The 18,626-nt window shown below is 62.7% G+C and carries 18 protein-coding genes; 9 read left to right on the top strand and 9 right to left on the bottom strand.

Annotation, left to right across the window (positions count from 1 at the left end; translation table 11 throughout):
* Positions 1-21: 21 nt before the first annotated feature.
* The 3 genes from rpmG to trxB all read right to left on the bottom strand — a co-directional run bounded on the left by rpmG (position 22) and on the right by trxB (position 1,582).
* Positions 22-192 (bottom strand): 50S ribosomal protein L33, encoded by a 171-nt coding sequence (rpmG, locus tag AQ12_RS06630; RefSeq protein WP_048439087.1) that lies wholly within the window; start codon positions 190-192, stop codon positions 22-24.
* Positions 193-203: 11 nt separating this feature from the next.
* Positions 204-437 carry a 50S ribosomal protein L28 gene (gene rpmB, locus AQ12_RS06625; protein WP_048439086.1) on the bottom strand — a complete coding sequence of 78 codons (234 nt, stop codon included), beginning with the start codon at positions 435-437 and terminating at the stop codon, positions 204-206.
* 191 nt (positions 438-628) lie between these two features.
* A complete protein-coding gene (gene trxB / locus AQ12_RS06620) occupies positions 629-1,582 on the bottom strand; it encodes a thioredoxin-disulfide reductase (protein ID WP_048439148.1) in 954 nt (317 codons plus the stop codon).
* A gap of 156 nt (positions 1,583-1,738) precedes the next feature.
* Between trxB and AQ12_RS06615 the strand changes: the two genes are divergently transcribed.
* The 8 genes from AQ12_RS06615 to AQ12_RS06580 all read left to right on the top strand — a co-directional run bounded on the left by AQ12_RS06615 (position 1,739) and on the right by AQ12_RS06580 (position 10,794).
* A complete protein-coding gene (locus AQ12_RS06615) occupies positions 1,739-2,413 on the top strand; it encodes a Crp/Fnr family transcriptional regulator (RefSeq protein WP_048439085.1) in 675 nt (224 codons plus the stop codon).
* A 75-nt stretch (positions 2,414-2,488) separates the two neighbouring features.
* Positions 2,489-4,807, top strand: a complete 2,319-nt coding sequence (locus tag AQ12_RS06610; RefSeq protein WP_048439084.1) for a DNA translocase FtsK — start codon at positions 2,489-2,491, stop codon at positions 4,805-4,807.
* 106 nt (positions 4,808-4,913) lie between these two features.
* Entirely contained in the window at positions 4,914-5,546 is a 633-nt protein-coding gene (gene lolA / locus AQ12_RS06605) for an outer membrane lipoprotein chaperone LolA (RefSeq protein ID WP_048439083.1), read from the top strand.
* Positions 5,547-5,722: 176 nt separating this feature from the next.
* Positions 5,723-7,042 carry a replication-associated recombination protein A gene (locus AQ12_RS06600; protein WP_048439082.1) on the top strand — a complete coding sequence of 440 codons (1,320 nt, stop codon included), beginning with the start codon at positions 5,723-5,725 and terminating at the stop codon, positions 7,040-7,042.
* Between the two features lie 172 nt (positions 7,043-7,214).
* Positions 7,215-8,144, top strand: coding sequence for a branched-chain amino acid ABC transporter permease (locus AQ12_RS06595; protein WP_048439081.1), 930 nt, complete (start codon positions 7,215-7,217; stop codon positions 8,142-8,144).
* Positions 8,145-8,160: 16 nt separating this feature from the next.
* The gene (locus AQ12_RS06590) at positions 8,161-9,267 is read left to right on the top strand and encodes a branched-chain amino acid ABC transporter permease (protein WP_048439147.1); all 1,107 of its coding nucleotides are present in this window, start codon (positions 8,161-8,163) and stop codon (positions 9,265-9,267) included.
* A 4-nt stretch (positions 9,268-9,271) separates the two neighbouring features.
* A complete protein-coding gene (locus AQ12_RS06585; protein ID WP_048439146.1) occupies positions 9,272-10,081 on the top strand; it encodes an ABC transporter ATP-binding protein in 810 nt (269 codons plus the stop codon).
* Positions 10,078-10,794, top strand: coding sequence for an ABC transporter ATP-binding protein (locus AQ12_RS06580; protein ID WP_048439080.1), 717 nt, complete (start codon positions 10,078-10,080; stop codon positions 10,792-10,794). Before AQ12_RS06585 ends, AQ12_RS06580 begins: the two co-directional genes overlap by 4 nt.
* Positions 10,795-10,827: 33 nt before the next feature.
* Here the strand turns inward: AQ12_RS06580 and AQ12_RS06575 are convergent, their stop codons facing one another.
* The 3 genes from AQ12_RS06575 to AQ12_RS06565 form a co-directional block, all read right to left on the bottom strand.
* Positions 10,828-11,427, bottom strand: coding sequence for an outer membrane beta-barrel protein (locus AQ12_RS06575; RefSeq protein WP_082151436.1), 600 nt, complete (start codon positions 11,425-11,427; stop codon positions 10,828-10,830).
* A gap of 163 nt (positions 11,428-11,590) precedes the next feature.
* A complete protein-coding gene (locus tag AQ12_RS06570) occupies positions 11,591-12,562 on the bottom strand; it encodes a tripartite tricarboxylate transporter substrate binding protein (RefSeq protein WP_048439079.1) in 972 nt (323 codons plus the stop codon).
* Positions 12,563-12,588: 26 nt separating this feature from the next.
* A complete protein-coding gene (locus AQ12_RS06565) occupies positions 12,589-13,686 on the bottom strand; it encodes a CDP-6-deoxy-delta-3,4-glucoseen reductase (protein WP_048439078.1) in 1,098 nt (365 codons plus the stop codon).
* A 44-nt stretch (positions 13,687-13,730) separates the two neighbouring features.
* Between AQ12_RS06565 and AQ12_RS06560 the strand changes: the two genes are divergently transcribed.
* Complete coding sequence (locus AQ12_RS06560) at positions 13,731-14,663, top strand: SDR family oxidoreductase (RefSeq protein WP_048439077.1); 933 nt, start codon at positions 13,731-13,733, stop codon at positions 14,661-14,663.
* Here the strand turns inward: AQ12_RS06560 and AQ12_RS06555 are convergent.
* From AQ12_RS06555 to cysD, 3 genes are all read right to left on the bottom strand, one after another.
* Entirely contained in the window at positions 14,652-15,692 is a 1,041-nt protein-coding gene (locus AQ12_RS06555; protein WP_048439144.1) for a S1C family serine protease, read from the bottom strand. The two genes, AQ12_RS06560 and AQ12_RS06555, sit on opposite strands and share 12 nt — an antisense overlap.
* Before the next feature lie 78 nt (positions 15,693-15,770).
* On the bottom strand, positions 15,771-17,675 hold the full coding sequence (gene cysN, locus AQ12_RS06550) for a sulfate adenylyltransferase subunit CysN (protein ID WP_048439076.1): 1,905 nt from the start codon (positions 17,673-17,675) through the stop codon (positions 15,771-15,773).
* On the bottom strand, positions 17,675-18,574 hold the full coding sequence (gene cysD, locus AQ12_RS06545; RefSeq protein ID WP_048439143.1) for a sulfate adenylyltransferase subunit CysD: 900 nt from the start codon (positions 18,572-18,574) through the stop codon (positions 17,675-17,677). Before cysD ends, cysN begins: the two co-directional genes overlap by 1 nt.
* Between the last annotated feature and the right edge of the window lie 52 nt (positions 18,575-18,626).

The following is an 18,626-nucleotide window of genomic DNA, read 5'->3' as shown; positions in this document are numbered from 1 at the left end:
GGCACCGTGCGGCGCCTGGGGTCACTTCAGCTTGATTTCCTTGTACTCGACGTGCTTGCGAGCCTTGGGATCGAACTTCATGATGGCCATTTTTTCAGGCATCGTCTTCTTGTTCTTGCTGGTGGTGTAGAAGTGGCCGGTACCCGCAGTGGATTCCAGCTTGATCTTTTCGCGTCCGCCTTTGCTTGCCATGTCAGTGCTCCTTAAGCCTGGCCGCGGGCACGCAGGTCTGCGAGCACGGCATCAATACCATTCTTGTCGATCAGGCGCAAAGCGGCGCCGGAAACACGCAGGCGAACCCAACGGTTTTCAGTCTCGACCCAGAAACGGCGATATTGCAGGTTCGGCAGGAACCGGCGCTTGGTTTTGTTGTTGGCGTGGGAAACATTGTTTCCGACCATCGGGCCTTTGCCCGTTACGTCGCAGACGCGTGCCATAAGCACTCCATTCACTTCAAACGGTGATCACTGGCGGCTGAGGCATTGACGCCCCGTCCTCGCTCTCACCTGACCTCGCCAGAAAGGGTGGCGGTAACCCGTAGCCTTGACGGCTAGATTGCCAAAAAACACCTTCCCAGGCGGTTTTTGACGAAGCCTCGAATTATAGCCCGCCTGATGCGCCTTGTTGCTTAAGCGTCTTGCTCCAGAAATCGCTGGGCGTCCAGTGCTGCCATGCACCCTGTTCCCGCGCTGGTAATGGCCTGGCGGTACACGTGATCCTGCACATCGCCTGCGGCAAAGACACCCGGCACGCTGGTCATCGTGGCAAAGCCTTGCAGTCCCGATTTGGTCACGATGTAACCGTCTTTCATCTCCAGCTGGCCCTTGAAGATGTCGGTGTTGGGCTGGTGGCCGATGGCAATGAAGCAGCCCTGAAGCGTCAGGTCCTCGGTTTCGCCCGACTTGGTGTCTTTCAGGCGGATGCCGGTCACGCCGCTGGCGTCGCCCAGGACTTCATCAAGGGTCTTGAAGAGCTTGAGCTCGATCTTGCCTGCCGCGACCTTGTCCATCAGCTTGTCGACGAGGATGGGCTCGGCCTTGAACTTGTCGCGGCGATGGACCAGATACACCTTGCTCGCGATGTTGGACAGATACAGGGCCTCTTCGACAGCGGTGTTGCCGCCGCCCACCACGCAGGTCACCTGGCCGCGATAGAAAAATCCGTCGCAAGTTGCGCAACCCGACACGCCACGGCCCATGAAGGCGCTTTCGGACGGCAGGCCCAGGTACTTGGCCGATGCGCCGGTCGCCAGGATCACGGCGTCTGCGGTGAATTCGTTGCTGTCGCCCTTCAGGACGAAGGGACGCTTGCTGAAATCGACCGCGTTGATGTGGTCGAAGATGATTTCGGTCTTGAAGCGTTCCGCGTGCTTCTGGAATCGCTCCATCAGCTCAGGTCCCTGCACGCCCATCGCGTCCGCCGGCCAGTTATCGACATCGGTGGTGGTCATCAGCTGGCCGCCCTGCGCGATGCCGGTCACCAGGACGGGATTGAGATTGGCGCGCGCCGCATAGACGGCAGCGGTGTAGCCGGCGGGGCCGGAACCGAGGATGAGGACTTTGGCGTGTTTGGAATTGGGCATGATGAAAGCTTGTGTGGAAAATGCCACAGCGGGGTGTACATTTCGGGGCCGTACGGCAAGTATCAACCCTTTGCGCGTTGCGTCTCGCCGGCCGGATTCAATGAAGCCGATTGTAAGAACCCATCGCCTGGGCTTGCCGCCGAAAGGGATTGAAGAATGTCGATGCTGTCCAACCTCGAACTGATACGCAGGGTTCCGCTGTTCGCGTTGCTGACAGCCAACCAGGCCGAGTCGGTTGCGGACGCCGTCTCCAAGCGCCGGTTCAAACGCGGTGAGGTCATCGTCGAGCAGGGCGAAAAGTCCAACACGCTGTTCATCATCCTGACGGGCCGTGTCCGCGTCGTCACCTCCGACAAGCGCGGCCGTGAGGTCATCCTGGCAACCTTGCAGCCCGGGGACTACATCGGCGAGATGAGCCTGATCGACAACGAGGCTCATTCGGCCAGCGTGCGTGCAGAGGTGCAGACCGACATGCTGGCGCTCGGACGTGCGGAGTTTGCCCGCTGCCTGCCCGAAAACAGCTCGATGGCCTACGCCATCATGAAAGGCCTGGTCCAGCGGCTGCGGCAGGCCGACCGCAAGATCGAGTCGCTCGCGCTCATGGATGTTTATGGCCGGGTCGCGCGTGCGCTGCTTGAATTTGCCATTCCCGACCGCGAGGGCTTGCTGACCATCAAGGACCGCATCTCTCGCCAGGACATCGCCAAGATGGTCGGCGCGTCGCGCGAGATGGTCAGCCGCGTGATGAAAGACCTGGAAGACCGCGGCTTCATCGAGACCCGGGAAGACGGCTCCATGCTGATCAAGGATCGCCTCACCACGTTGGGGTAAAAAGCTGTCATCCCGGATGATGTCCGGGGTCCACTGGATCGCGCGTCAAGCCCGCCAGAACAACGACGGTTTTTAATGACGTATTCGCTCAACACACTGAACAACACATCGGCCGGAGCCCCTGCGCCGCGCCAGGGCGCGGGCCGCTTCGCGCACGAATTCATCCTCGTCCTGGGGCTTCTTGGCCTGGTTTTCTGGCTGCTCGCCCTGGTGAGCTACTCGGCGCAGGACGCGGCGTTCTCGACATCAGGGTCGGGCGCGGCCATTCGCAACTGGGGCGGACGCCTGGGCGCGTTGCTCGCGGACGCCAGCTACTTCGTGCTGGGTTTTTCGGCCTGGTGGTGCTTTGCCGCCGCCGTGCGATCGTGGCTTGCGACACTGGCGCACTGGATGCGTGGCGAGCCGACCCACCCGGCGCACGAGCCCTTCACCCGCACGCGGCTTGCCTTCTGGATCGGTCTGGCGGTGCTGCTCTGCGCGAGCACGGCGCTGGAGTGGTCGCGGCTCTATCGCTTTGAAGCCCGGCTGCCCGACCATGCAGGCGGCGCGCTCGGATCGCTCATCGGCCCTGTTGGCGTGAAGTGGCTGGGCTTTACCGGTTCCGGCCTTGTCTTCGTGGCGCTGGTGGTGCTGGGGGCAGCGATCGTGTTTCGTTTCTCGTGGAGCCAGGTGGCCGAGCAACTGGGCGCGCGTGTCTATGCGTTTTTCGAATCGCGCCGCGAAAAGCGTGAGGTAGCGCAAGACGTTGCGCTGGGGCAGCAAGCCGCTCGCCAGCGCGAGGAAGTGCTGATTGAAGAGCGTATCGAGATCGAGGGGCACCACCCGACGCCTGTGCTCATCGAGCCTGTGATCCTGGAACTGCCCAAGAGCGAGCGGGTTGCCAAGGAAAGGCAAAAGCCCCTGTTCACCGAACTGCCCGACTCCAAGCTGCCGCAGGTCGATCTGCTGGATGGACCGACCGGCCGCCAGGAAACCGTGTCCAACGAAACGCTGGAGATGACCAGCCGCCTCATCGAGAAGAAGCTCAAGGATTTCGGCGTCGAAGTTCGGGTGGTGCTCGCACAGCCGGGCCCTGTCATCACGCGCTACGAGATCGAACCGGCCACCGGCGTCAAGGGTTCGCAGGTTGTGAATCTCGCGAAGGACCTGGCGCGGTCGCTCAGCCTGGTTTCCATCCGCGTGATCGAAACGATTCCCGGCAAGAACTTCATGGCGCTGGAGTTGCCCAACGCCAAGCGGCAGTCGATTCGCCTGTCGGAGATCCTCGGCTCACAGGTGTACAACGAGGCCAAGTCCATGCTGACGATGGGCCTGGGCAAGGACATCATCGGCAATCCGGTCGTGGCCGACCTTGCCAAGATGCCGCACGTGCTGGTGGCAGGCACGACCGGCTCAGGCAAATCGGTGGGTATCAACTCGATGATCCTGTCGCTGCTGTACAAGGCCGAAGCGCGTGACGTTCGCTTGCTCATGATCGACCCGAAGATGCTGGAAATGTCGGTGTACGAAGGCATTCCGCACCTGCTCGCACCCGTGGTGACCGACATGCGGCAGGCGGCGCACGGGCTGAACTGGTGCGTCGGCGAAATGGAGCGCCGTTACAAGCTGATGTCCAAGATGGGCGTTCGCAACCTGGCGGGCTACAACGTCAAGATCGACGAAGCCAAGGCCAAAGAGCAGTTCATCTACAACCCGTTCAGCCTGACGCCCGACAGCCCCGAGCCACTCGAGCGGTTGCCGCACATCGTCGTCATCATCGATGAGCTCGCTGACCTGATGATGGTGGTGGGCAAGAAGATCGAGGAACTGATCGCACGGCTGGCACAGAAGGCCCGTGCTGCGGGTATCCACCTCATCCTTGCAACTCAACGTCCCAGCGTGGACGTGATCACCGGCCTGATCAAGGCCAACATTCCGACCCGCATTTCATTCCAGGTTTCCAGCAAGATCGACAGCCGCACCATCCTGGACCAGATGGGCGCCGAGGCCCTGCTCGGCATGGGCGACATGCTGTACATGCCCAGCGGCACGGGGTTTCCGATTCGTGTGCACGGTGCGTTCGTGTCCGATGAAGAAGTTCACCGCGTCGTGGCCTACCTCAAGGCGCAAGGCGGAGAGCCGAACTACATCGAGGGCGTGCTCGAAGGCGGAACGGTCGATGAGGACGGCGAAGGCGGCGACGGGGCATCGGGCGGCGAGAAAGACCCGATGTACGACCAGGCGGTGGAAGTGGTGCTCAAGAACAAGAAAGCCAGCATTTCGCTCGTGCAGCGTCACCTGAAGATCGGCTACAACCGCGCCGCTCGCCTGGTGGAAGACATGGAGAAGGCCGGGCTCGTCAGTGCCATGAGCGGAAGCGGCCAGCGCGAAATATTGGTGCCCAATCGCGAATGAGGAACGCGCGAATAAGCAAAGCGCGAAAGAACGTCTGGTTACGAACGCAACCAAACGGGAGCATGGCCTACACCGGCTCCACACACGGCTGCCTGAAAATGTACGCATGAAAAAGACTCTGTTGACCCTGGGACTTGCTGCCTGTGCATGGGCGGCCCACGCGAGTGGCCTGGACGCGTTGGAATCGTTTGTGAAGAACGCAAAAAGCGGCCGCGCCGAATTCACGCAAGCCGTCACTGCACCCGCCAAGGAAGGCCAGGCCGCGAGAACCAAAAACTCATCGGGCACTTTCGAATTCGTGCGCCCGAATCGTTTCCGCTTCAACTACAAAAAGCCGTTCGAGCAAACCATCGTGGCCGATGGCCAGACCTTGTGGCTCTATGACGCTGACTTGCGGCAGGTCACCCAGCGCAAGCAGGCGCAAGTGCTGGCTCAGACCCCTGCGGCGTTGATCGCGTCGGCTCCCGACCTCGCCACGCTGCGCAAGGACTTCAACCTCGAAGCCGCGCCGGACGCCAATGGCATGCAATGGGTGCAGGCCACGCCCAGGGTCAAGGAAGGCCAGTTGAACTACATCAAGGTCGGCTTTCGCGGCACTGAGCTCGCGGCGCTGGAGATCCTGGATGGATTCGGCCAGAAGTCGGTGATGACGTTCAACAAGATGGATACGAATGCGTCGGTAGGCCCGGAGGTTTTCAACTTCAAGCCGCCGCAGAACTCTGACGTCATCAAGCAGTAACGGCGGTGCTCAAGCGCAGTCGCCGCTTCGCGGTGGATGCCGGATCGAGTCCGGCATGACAACCGGGTGGGCTGTCATTGCGGGCTTGACCCGCAATCCATCCCCGATCAGGCGCCGCTTCCGCTTCGCGCTGGATGTCGGATCAAATCCGGCACTCAGGCCTATAGACTTCGCAAGTGCCCAAGACAGTCCCCAAATCTCACCAGCCCCTGGCCGAACGCCTTCGTCCCAAAACGCTGGGTGAGGTCATAGGCCAGCAGCATCTGCTGGGCGAAGGCATGCCGCTTCGCATCGCGTTCGAATCGGGGCAGCCGCACAGCTGCATCCTCTGGGGTCCGCCGGGTACCGGCAAGACAACCATCGCGCGTTTGATGGCCGACGCATTTGACGCGCAGTTCATCACGATCAGCGCTGTGCTGGGCGGCGTGAAGGACATTCGCGAAGCCGTCGAGCAGGCGCAGATTGCGCAAGGCACAGCGCTGGAGGCCGCATCGGGTGCGGGCGGGCGTCGCACCATCGTGTTCGTCGATGAGGTGCACCGCTTCAACAAGAGCCAGCAGGACGCATTCCTTCCGCATGTCGAGTCGGGGCTCTTCACCTTCATCGGCGCAACCACCGAGAACCCCTCATTCGAAGTGAACTCGGCGCTGCTGTCGCGAGCAGCGGTCTATGTGCTGCAACCGCTGACGGAAGATGACCTGCGCCAGATCGTGCGAAAGGCGCAGGCGATCGATGCCGTGCCAGCCATCGACAAGCCCGCTGAAGACCGCCTGCTGTCCTATGCGGACGGCGATGCGAGACGCCTGCTCAACACGCTGGAGACGCTTGCGGTCGCGGCAAAGACTGAAAAGCTCGCCTCGATCACGGACGACTGGCTGCTTCGGGTGCTCGGCGAACGGATGCGTCGCTATGACAAGGGCGGCGAGCAGTTCTACGACACCATCAGCGCGCTGCACAAATCGGTGCGTGGGTCGGACCCCGATGCGTCGCTGTACTGGTTCATGCGCATGCTCGATGGCGGTGCTGACCCGCTCTACATGGCACGCCGGCTGATTCGCATGGCCGCCGAAGACGTTGGCCTGGCCGACCCGCGCGCGCTGCGCATGGCACTGGATGCGGCCGAGGTATACGAGCGTCTTGGCTCACCCGAAGGCGAGCTCGCGCTGGCGCAGTGCGTGATCTACCTGGCCATCGCACCCAAGTCGAATGCGGTCTATGTCGCGTTCAATGAAGCCAAGGCAGCGATCGCGAAACAGGGCACATTGCCTGTGCCGCTCCACTTGCGCAACGCGCCGACCCGGCTGATGAAGGAGCTGGATTACGGCAAGGATTACCGGTATGCGCACGACGAGCAGGGCGGGTTTGCAGCAGGTGAGAACTACCTGCCCGAAGGGATGGCTCCACCAGAGTTTTATCGGCCGGTCGAACGCGGGCTCGAGATCAGGATTGGTGATCGCCTGAGGGAGCTGCGAAAGTTGAATGACGGCGTGAAGTGACTCCGTGAACAACCCAGACGAATGGCGCGTGCTTTCCAAGGGTAAACCCCGGCGATGACCTATTTTGGGTGACAGAACCCGTGGCTACAATCGCACACCAGAAACCCGCCCATGCGTACCTTGGCGGGTTTTTTGCTAGGTGGGGATAGCTGGGAAAAACGGAGAAAGCAATATGGAAATTCTGCTGCAGCAGATCATCAACGGTCTGGTCCTGGGCAGCATGTATGCCCTGGTGGCCCTGGGCTACACCATGGTGTACGGCATCATCAACCTGATCAACTTCGCGCACGGCGAGGTGCTCATGGTCGGTGCCCTCACCAGCTGGTCGATCATCGTGACCATGCAGGAATCGGTGCCCTGGATGCCGGGCTGGCTGATATTGCTCATTGCCCTGGTCATCTCGTGCGTCGTGACATCGGCGCTCAATTTCACGATCGAGAAGATCGCGTACCGGCCGCTTCGCAACAGCCCCAAGCTGGCGCCCCTGATCACCGCCATCGGCATGTCGATCCTGCTGCAGACGCTGGCGATGATCATCTTCAAGCCGAACTACAAGCCGTACCCCACGCTGCTGCCGGCAACGCCGATCCAGGTCGCGGGCGCAGTGATCACGCCGACGCAGATCATGATCCTGGGCGTCACCGCCATCTCGCTGGCCGTGCTGATGTACCTGGTCAACTTCACCAAGCTCGGACGGGCCATGCGTGCCACCGCAGAAAACCCGCGCGTCGCAGCGCTGATGGGCGTCAAGCCCGACATGGTGATCTCGGCCACCTTCATCATCGGCGCGATTCTCGCCACGATTGCAGGCGTGATGTACGCATCCAACTACGGCACCGTGCAGCACGGCATGGGCTTTCTTCCCGGCCTCAAGGCATTCACCGCCGCAGTGTTCGGAGGCATCGGCAACCTCGCCGGTGCGGTGGTTGGCGGCATCCTGCTGGGCCTGATCGAATCCATCGGCTCGGGCTACATCGGGGCGCTCACAGGCGGTGTTCTGGGCAGCCACTACTCCGACATCTTTGCGTTCATCGTGCTGATCATCGTGTTGACGCTGCGGCCTTCCGGGCTGCTGGGCGAGCGCGTGGCAGATCGGGCCTGAAGGAGAACCCAGCATGATGGACTTCATCAACAAGCAAAACCGCAACGTCGTCCTGGCGTTTGCCGCGATCGGCCTTTTGATCCTGCCGCTGCTGCTGCAGCAGGGCGGCAACGCCTGGGTGCGTATCGCCGATGCAGCGCTGCTCTATGTGCTGCTGGCGCTGGGCCTGAACATCGTGGTGGGCTTTGCGGGCCTGCTCGATCTGGGCTTCGTTGCCTTCTATGCGCTGGGCGCGTACATGTTCGCGCTGCTTGCGTCGCCGCACCTGACCGAAACGTTTCCCGCGATTGCGCTGATGTTCCCGAACGGACTGCACATGCCGCTATGGGTCGTGATACCGGCAGCGGCGGCGTTGGCCGGCCTGTTCGGCATCCTGCTGGGTGCGCCCACGCTCAAGCTGCGCGGAGACTACCTGGCCATCGTGACGCTGGGTTTCGGCGAAATCATCCGCGTGTTCATGAACAACATGGACCATCCGGTGAACATCACCAACGGGCCCAAGGGCCTGGGGCAGATCGACTCGATCCACTTCTTCGACATCAGCCTGGGCAAGGCGACGAACTGGTTCGGCATGGACATTCCGTCGGTCACGCTCTACTACTACCTGTTCCTGACGCTGGTCGTGATCAGCATCATCATCTGCCACCGCCTCGAAGTCTCGCGCATCGGACGCGCCTGGATGGCCATTCGCGAAGACGAGATCGCCGCCAAGGCGATGGGCATTAACACCCGCAACATGAAGCTGCTCGCCTTCGGCATGGGCGCGACATTCGGCGGTGTCTCGGGCGCGATGTTCGCGGCGTTCCAGGGCTTCATCTCGCCCGAATCCTTCAGCCTCATGGAGTCGGTGATGATCGTTGCGATGGTGGTGCTCGGCGGCATCGGTTACCTGCCTGGCGTGATTCTGGGCGCAGTGCTGCTGTCGGCCTTGCCGGAAGTGCTGCGCTACGTGGCAGGTCCCCTGCAGTCGATGACCGACGGCCGCCTCGATTCCGCCATCCTGCGACAGTTGCTGATTGCGCTGGCCATGATCGTCGTGATGCTGATGCGTCCTCGCGGCCTGCTGCCGGCACCCGAGCATGGCAAATCCCTGAAGAATGCGCCTGCCGCAAAGGGAGCCTGACGCCATGGCAGATATCGTTCTTCGCGTCGCGGGCATTTCCAAGCGCTTCGGCGGCCTGCAGGCCTTGTCCGATGTAGGCATCACCATTGAACGCGGCCAGGTCTATGGCCTGATCGGTCCGAACGGCGCAGGCAAGACCACGTTCTTCAATGTGATCACCGGGCTGTACACACCCGACAGCGGCACCTTCGAGCTTGCTGGCAAGCCTTACCAGCCCACCGCGGTGCATGAAGTGGCCAAGGCCGGCATCGCACGCACCTTCCAGAACATCCGGCTCTTCTCCGAGATGACCGCGCTCGAAAACGTGATGGTCGGCCGCCACATCCGCACGCATTCGGGCCTGCTGGGCGCGATGCTGCGCACACCCGGTTTCAAGGCCGAAGAGCTCGCGATTGCAAAACGATCGCAGGAGCTGCTCGACTACGTGGGCATCGGCCGGCTGGCCGATTACAAGGCACGCACCCTGTCGTACGGCGACCAGCGCAGGCTCGAAATCGCCCGCGCGCTCGCTACCGACCCGCAGCTGATCGCGCTCGACGAACCGGCAGCTGGCATGAACTCGACCGAGAAGGTGCAGCTGCGCGAGTTGATCGACCGCATCCGCAACGACAACCGAACCATCTTGCTGATCGAGCACGACGTGAAGCTGGTGATGGGTCTTTGCGACCGCGTCACCGTGCTCGACTACGGCAAGCAGATCGCCGAAGGCACACCAGCCGATGTCCAGAAGAACGAAAAAGTGATCGAGGCCTACCTCGGTCACAGCCACAAACCGGCGCAAGCGCCTGCCGTGGTGACAGGAGACGAGCAATGAGCGACATCCTGCTGAAGGTCACGGGCCTGCAAGTGGCCTACGGCGGCATTCAGGCCGTCAAGGGTGTGGACTTTGAAGTGCGTGAAGGCGAGTTGGTGACGCTCATCGGCTCCAACGGCGCCGGCAAGACGACCACCATGAAAGCCATCACCGGCAGCCTGCCGATGAATGGCGGCGACATCGAATACCTGGGCCAGAGCATCAAGGGCAAGGGCGCCTGGGACCTGGTCAAGCAGGGGCTGGCAATGGTGCCCGAAGGCCGCGGCGTCTTCACCCGAATGACCATCACAGAGAACCTGCAGATGGGCGCCTACATCCGTACCGACACGGCAGCTATCGCTGCGGACATGGAAAAGGTCTTCACCATCTTCCCGCGCCTGCGCGAGCGCAAGGACCAGCTGGCCGGCACCATGTCCGGCGGCGAGCAGCAGATGCTCGCGATGGGTCGTGCACTCATGAGCCGTCCGCGCGTGCTGCTGATGGATGAGCCTTCGATGGGCCTTTCACCCATCATGGTGGACAAGATCTTTGACGTCGTGCGCGAGGTCTATGCGCAGGGCGTCACGATCTTGCTGGTCGAGCAGAACGCGAGTCGCGCGCTTGAGCTGGCCGATCGCGGCTATGTCATGGATTCGGGCCTCATCACCATGAGCGGTGATGCCAAGCAGATGCTCAACGACCCCAAGGTGCGCGCCGCCTATCTCGGCGAGTAAAAAGCGAACGCGCGGGCCTGGCGGCGGGCGCTTTCAGTAGCGGTACTGCAACCCCAGGCTGGTCGATCTCACCGGGTCGCGGCCGCCGCCGAAGCGAAAGTCATTGCTTTCAAATTCGAGCCGGGCGGACAGGCGAGGCGTGAAGTCGTAGCTCACGCCGCCACCGAACGAAAGCCCGAACCCTTGCGCCGTGCCGCCCGCAAAGCCCGCGCCTGGCAGCGACGATTCGGTGCGGCTGTAGGTCGTTCCAAGCTTGCCGTAAACGCCCCAAGCCGAGCTGACGCGCGCCTTGCCCACCAGGCTGAGGTTCAGGCCCTGCGAACGCCCTTCGGTGCCGCCCTGCAAGAGACGTCCCGATTGCAGGTAGCCGATTTCGGCGCCCCAGAAACTGTTGACCATCGTGCCCGCATACAGCTGGGCAGGCCGGGTTTCATCGCAGGTGATGGAGGTGACTGCGCATTCAGCACCACCCCTGATCCGCCCCAGCGACAAGCCGATATAAGGGCGCTGCCCTTGCAGCCACGAATAGGGCGCAGCAACCGTTGTGGTGGAAGTCGAAGTCTGCGCGCTTGCGGGCAACGCAAACGCGGCGGCGAAACCGGAGGCAATACACAAAAGAGTTCGCGCATACATGGCCAAGGCTCCTGGGGCGGGGTTGCCGTTGAGCCAATGTACCCAGAGGTAACTGGCCCTCGGTGTCGGACATTCCGCACACGCGGTGTCAGACACATCAATCGCACTATGCGCCCGGAATCTGGCGGCGGCAACCGGCCGTTTCGTCTGTAGGCCGAAGGGCTCAGTCCACCTTGGCGCCAGACAGTTTCACGACCTTTTCGTACTTGGACAGTTCGCTTTTCATGAAGCCTGCAAACTCCTCGGGCGAGTTCGTCACAGGTTCTGCCATGAGGGATGCAAAGCGCGTTTTTGCCTCGGGCGTTTGCAGGGCGGCCACGAATGCGCTGTTCAGGCGTGCGACCACGTCGCGCGGCGTGCCGGCGGGCGCGACCAGCCCCCACCAGGTGTCGATGGCAAAACCCTTGATCGTGTCGGCGATGGGCGGCACATCCGGCAGCGCCGCAGAGCGCTGCGCGGTCGTCACCGCCAGCGCCTTGAGCTTGCCCGCGCGGATGTTGGGCGCTGCGGTGGCGAGGTTGTCGATGTTGAAATCGACCTGGCCCGACAGCAATGCAAGCTGCGCCGGATTGCCACCGTTGTACGGAATGTGGACGACAAAAATGCCTGCGCCCTGCTTGAACATTTCACCGGCCAGATGCCCCGCGCTGCCATTGCCGCCGCTGCCATAGTTGAGCTTGGCGGGGTTGCGTTTGGCATAGGCGACAAGGTCGGCGAGCGTGTTGATCTTCAATCGCGCGGCGGTCTCGGCGTTCATCACGAGCACGTTCGGCACGCGAACCATCTGGGTGATGGGCGCGAAATCTTTCGCAGCGTCGTACGGCATTTTCGCGAAGAGCCAGGGGTTGATCGCGTGCGTGGCAACCGCCGCGATGCCGATCGTCAATCCGTCGGGCGGCGCCTTGGCAACGATGTCCGCACCGATGTTGCCGCCGCCGCCGGGCTTGTTGTCGATGATGACCGGGCCCAGCGAATCCTTCACGCGCTCAGCCAGCAGCCGCGCCGTGACGTCGATCGGGCCGCCGGGCGCATAGGGCACCACGAGGCGAATCGGGCGGGCCTGCGCAACGGCAAAGGGCGATGCGAGCGTGGCGGCCGCGGCCAGGCCGGCGGCGAGAAGGGGTCTGCGTTTCATGGCTCTGGTGTTCCTTGAACAGGGATTCAACCGACGTGCTTGTCGGCTTCGGTGGTGAATGCGTCGGCATGGAATTCGTCGGATGGCAAGCCTGCCTGCGCGCTGTACTCGGCACGCGCCGAATCCACAACGATGGGCGCTCCGCAGGCATAAACCTGGTGGCCGGACAGGTCCGGGAAATCTTCGAGCACGGCGCGGTGGACGAAGCCGGTGCGGCCGGTCCAGTTGTCTTCGGGCAATGCGTTGGAAATCACCGGCACGTATTTCAGGTTCGGCATTTCGGCCAGCTTGCCCTGTACCCAGTCGTCCAGGTACAGATCGGCAGGGCGGCGTCCACCCCAATACAGCGTGGCGGGCCGTGTCACGCCCTTGAATTGCATCTGCTCGATCACGGCCTTGATCGGCGCGAAGCCGGTCCCCGATGCGAGCAGGATCATCGGCTTGTCCGAATCTTCGCGCAGGTAGAAACTGCCGTACGGACCTTCGACGCGCAGGATTTCCTTTTCTTTCATCGCATTGAAAACGTGATCGGTGAACTTGCCGCCCGGCATGTGGCGGATGTGCAGTTCGATGGACGGTGCGGCGGCGGGCTGGCCCAGCACGGCAACCGCATCGGCCCGGACCATCGTGTGCGGCGCATTGGCCATCGAGTAGCTGCGCCGCGCGCCGTCGCGCAGGATGAATTCAACGTACTGGCCGGCGTGATAACGCATCGTGTCGTTGGCCGGCAGCTGCAATCGCACCAGCATGACGTCGTGCGACTTGCGCTCCAGCGAGAGCACCCGCGACGGCATCTTGCGGATGGGGAACGCGCTTTCGTCGGTGACCTGGCGCGACTCCAGCAGCAGGTCGGTTTGCGGCACGCCGCAGCAGGTGAGGATGTAACCAGCGGCTTCTTCTTCGGGGCTCAGGGCCTTGGTCTGGTGCGGGCCGTGCACGACGGTGCCTTGAAGCTTCTTGCACTTGCAGGAGCCGCAAGCGCCGTCCTTGCAGCCGTAGGGCATGCCGACGCCCTGGCGAATCGCTGCAGGCAGGATGGCCTCGCCGGCATCAACTGTGAACGCGCGCCCGCTGGGCTGCACCGTTACCTGGAACGGCCCCACGGGGGCCTGGGCGGTCGTCATGTTTTGGTTATCCTCGGACTGCTGTAGAAGTCGAACCACTGATTTTGCCCTCAATCCAGAACCCCCTCGGCGCGCTGCCAGCGCGCTTTCGCCGCGAGCGCCTGCTGATCGTCGGCTGCGGCGACGTGGGAATGCGGGTTGTGAAACACCTGGGTGGTCGCTTGCGGGTGATGGCGCTGACCTCATCGGCAGATCGCGTCGCGCAATTGCGCGCGCGGGGCGTCACACCGTTGCAGGGCAATCTGGACGACCGCACCACGCTCGCGCGGCTGGCCGGCATCGCGACCCGCGTCGTTCATCTGGCCCCGCCGTCTTCAGAACCGGGCGACCTCTGGTGGCGCGACTTGCGCACGGTGGCCCTGCTGCGTGCGCTGCGGCTCCGGTCGCCGCCAGCATCGATGGTTTATGGCTCGACCAGTGGGGTGTACGGCGACTGCCAGGGCGACTGGGTGAGCGAAGACAACCCCGCGCGTCCGCGCACGCCGCGCGCCCAGCGGCGTGTCGATGCAGAGACAGCGGTGCGCCACTTCGGCCGCGCGGCGCAGGTGCGCGCGAGCATTCTTCGCATCCCCGGTATCTACGCACTCGACCGCGAAGGTGGCACACCGCGCGAGCGCCTGCTGCGCGGCACGCCGGTGCTGGAAGCGAAAGACGATGTGTACACCAACCACATCCATGCCGACGATCTGGCGCGTGCCGTCATCGCCGCCATCTGGCGCGGCAGTCCGCAGCGCATCTACAACGTGAGCGATGACACGCAGTTGAAGATGGGCGACTACTTCGACCTCGCAGCCGATCACTTCGGGCTTGCGCGGCCCAAACGCATTCCGCGCAGCACTGCGCAGGACGAGCTGCCGCTCATGCTGCTCAGCTTCATGTCGGAATCCAGGCGGCTGCGCAACGCGCGCATGAAAGACGAGCTGCGGTTGAAGCTGCGCTACCCGACGGTGGCGCAGGGACTGGCGTCAGATTCCTGACGGCTTGACCATGGTGGTCATGCGGTCCACTGCTTTCACGGTCAGGACCTTGACTTCCGCGCCTTGCAGCACCGTGAGCTTCACCTCGTCTTGCGGATTCGCACGCGCCCACAGCTTCTTGTAGAACTCTTCCAGCGAGGAGACCTTGGCGCCATCGACGGCAAGGATGAAGTCTCCCGGCTCGATGCCGCTGGTGGCAGCGGGACTGTCGGCAGTGACCCGCACGACCTGGACGCGGCCCGATTGCTCAGACGACGTGAGGCCGAGCCACGGACGACGGCTTTTGGTGGTGCTGCCGGTCCTGGTCAGCTCGGCCAGGATGGGCTTGAGCAGGTCGACCGGCACGAACATGTTGCCGGGTATCCGCGGTGCCTCGCCCAGCGCGTCGGACACAAACAGGCTGCCGATGCCCAGCAGCTCGCCGCGCTGGTTGAACACCGGCGCGCCGCTGTGATTGGCAACGGGCGGGCTGGTGAAGATGGCCGATTCGATGTGATATTCCCAGTAACCGGAAAACGGCCGCTTGCTCACAAGGCGCGTCATGCCGACATCACCGTCTTCGCCGCCGGTTGCCACCATCAGCGTGTCGCCGGGGTTTGTGTTGCGATAGCTTCCCAGCGGCACGGCAGCGATACCGCGCAAAGGCAAGAGCGGACGAATGAGCCCAAAGCCCGTGGCCAGGTCATAGGCGACAGCAGTGGCGGGTATGGTGCGTTCGTCCTGCGTCACGATCTGGATGTTGTCGGCTTCCAGCATGAGATAGCCGATGGTGAGGATCAGGCCGTCGGGGCCGATCACCACGCCCGAGCCGCTGCGATTGCGGCCCAGGGTCGAGGCGGATTTCGCGCCCTCTGCGGCAGTCACGTTGACACCGACGACCGCTGCGTTGGCGCGGGTGAGTGCTTCGATCACGGCCTGCGCAGGCGGTGTCGCAGCAGGTGCCGCAGCGTGCAGTGTGCTGACGACGGCCAGGCCGCTCGCCAGCACCAACGCGCAAGCAACATGACGCAGGAAAGTGCAAGCACGCATATCGACTCCTTTGCCTTTGGGCATCACTCAAACCCCAAGCAAAGAATGCACCCGAAATCGCGACTGCACAAGCCTATTTCACGGCAAACAACCCCGCGAGCGCAGCAGGTTCACGATCTGTTCCACCGCTTCATCGGGCGCCAGGTTCTCGGTGGCCAGGCGCAGTTCGGGTGCCTCGGGCGCTTCATAGCGCGAGTCGATGCCGGTGAAGTTCTTCAACTCGCCGCGGCGTGCCTTCTTGTACAGGCCCTTCACGTCGCGCTCTTCCGCGACCGCCAGCGGCAGGTCCACATGAATCTCGAAGAATTCACCTTCCTCCATCAACGACCGCGCCATGCGACGCTCGGCCTGGAAAGGCGAGATGAAGGCCGTCATCACGATCAGGCCTGCATCCACCATCAGCTTGGCCACCTCCGCAACGCGGCGGATGTTCTCGACACGATCGGTGTCGGTAAAGCCCAGATCCTTGTTCAGCCCATGGCGCACGTTGTCGCCATCGAGCAGGTAGGTGCGGTGACCCATGGCGTGCAGACGCTTCTCCAGCAGATTCGCAATCGTCGATTTGCCCGATCCCGACAGGCCGGTGAACCACACGACACACGATTTCTGCCCATTGAGCGCGTTGCGCGCCGCCTTGTTCACATCGACGTGCTGAACGTGGATGTTCTGGCTGCGCCGAAGCGCAAAGTGAATCAGCCCGGCGCCAACCGTCGCATTGGTCAGGCGATCAATCAGGATGTAGCCGCCGGTGTCGCGGTTCTCGGTGTACGGATCAAAACCCAGCGGCCTGTCGAGGTTGAGCGTGCAAACGCCGATCGCGTTGAGCCCCAGGGTCTTGGCAGCCGTGTGCTCAAGCGTGTTCACGTTGACCTGGTACTTCACTTCCATGACCGATGCCGTCACCGTCTGCGCGCCCATCTTCAGCAGGAAGAACCGGCCCGGCAGCAGCGGCTCTTCATGCATCCAGACGATGGTGGTTTCAAACTGGTCGGCCACGCCGGCTGGCGCATCCGCAGTGGAGATCACGTCGCCACGCGAGATATCGACTTCATCGGCCAGCGTCAGCGTGACCGACTGGCCCGCCACCGCCTGATCGAGGTCGCCATCGAACGTCACGATGCGCGCGACCTTGCTCTCCTTGCCGGACGGCTGCACACGCACGCGATCGCCGGGCTTCACCACACCCCCGGCAATCGTCCCCGAGAAGCCCCGGAAATCGAGATCGGGCCGATTGACCCATTGCACCGGCAAGCGAAACGGCGCGCGCTGCATGCGCTCCTCGTCCACTTCTACTGTCTCCAGGTAACCCATGAGCGTGGTGCCGCGATACCAGGGCGTCTTGTCGCTAGGCGCGGTGATGTTGTCGCCCTTGAAGGCCGACACCGGAATGAAGGTGATGTTCTCCAGCCCGACCTGTCTGGCGAATGCGCTGTAGTCCTCGACGATCTTGTTGAAGACCTTCTCGCTGTAGTCGACCAGGTCCATCTTGTTGATGGCGACCACCACATGACGAATGCCGATCAGCGACACGAGATAGCTGTGCCGGCGCGTCTGCGTGAGCACGCCCTTGCGCGCATCGACCATCAGCACGGCAGCGTCAGCCGTCGATGCGCCCGTCACCATGTTGCGGGTGTACTGCTCATGACCGGGGGTGTCGGCCACGATGAACTTGCGCCGCTCGGTCGAGAAGAAGCGATAGGCCACGTCGATCGTGATGCCCTGTTCTCGCTCTGCCGCAAGTCCGTCGACCAGCAGCGCGAAGTCGATGCTGTCGCCTTGCGTGCCCCACTTGCGCGAGTCGGCTTCGATGGTGGCGAGCGTGTCCTCGAACAGCATCTTGCTGTCGTAGAGCAGCCGCCCGATGAGGGTGCTCTTGCCGTCGTCCACGCTGCCGCAGGTGATGAATCGAAGCAGGCTCTTGTTCTCGTGAGCCTTGAGGTAGCCGGCGATGTCGCTGGCAATCAGGTCGCTGACGTGGCTCATCAGAAGTACCCCTCTTGTTTTTTCTTTTCCATGGATGCGGCGGAATCGTGGTCGATCACGCGGCCCTGTCGCTCGGATGTCTTGGTGAGCAGCATCTCCTGGATGATCTCCGGCAGGGTTGCGGCTTCGGACTCGATGGCGCCAGTGAGCGGGTAGCAGCCCAGCGTGCGAAAGCGCACCTTGCGCATCATCGGCACCTCGCCGGGCGCGAGCGGCATGCGGTCGTCATCGACCATGATGAGCGTGCCGTTGCGCTCGACCACCGGCCGCTCGGCGGCGTAGTAAAGCGGCACGATGGGAATGTTCTGCAAATAGATGTACTGCCAGATATCGAGCTCGGTCCAGTTCGACAGCGGAAACACCCGCAGCGACTCGCCCTTGTGCTTGCGCGTGTTGTACAGCTTCCAGAGTTCGGGACGCTGGTTCTTCGGGTCCCAGCGGTGCTGGTCCGAACGGAATGAAAAGATGCGCTCCTTGGCGCGCGATTTTTCTTCGTCGCGGCGCGCACCGCCGAAGGCCGCATCGAAGTTGTATTTGTCCAGCGCCTGCTTCAGGCCCTCGGTCTTCATGATGTCGGTGTGGATCGCCGAGCCGTGCGTGAACGGGTTGATGTTCTTGGCGATGCCATCGGGGTTGATGTGCGTGATGAGCTGCATCCCCAGGTCCTTGACCATGCGGTCGCGGAATGTGTACATCTCGCGGAACTTCCATCGGGTGTCCACGTGCATCAGCGGAAAGGGCGGCTTGGAAGGATAGAACGCCTTCATCGCCAGGTGCAGCATCACGGCGCTGTCCTTGCCCACCGAATAGAGCATCACGGGGTTGTCCGCTTCGGACACGACCTCTCGCATGATGTGGATGCTTTCGGCTTCGAGGCGCTGGAGGTGGGTCAATGTCATGGGGGTCATCGGGTTCCTTTCAGGGCTGGCCTTCAGGGGCGCAGCCGTGGGG

Origin of the sequence: Caenimonas sp. SL110, assembly GCF_001044395.1 — a bacterium.
Taxonomy (GTDB): domain Bacteria; phylum Pseudomonadota; class Gammaproteobacteria; order Burkholderiales; family Burkholderiaceae_C; genus Ramlibacter.
The sequence above is the reverse complement of the archived record's forward strand: the minus strand, read 5'-3'. Positions and strand labels throughout refer to the sequence as shown.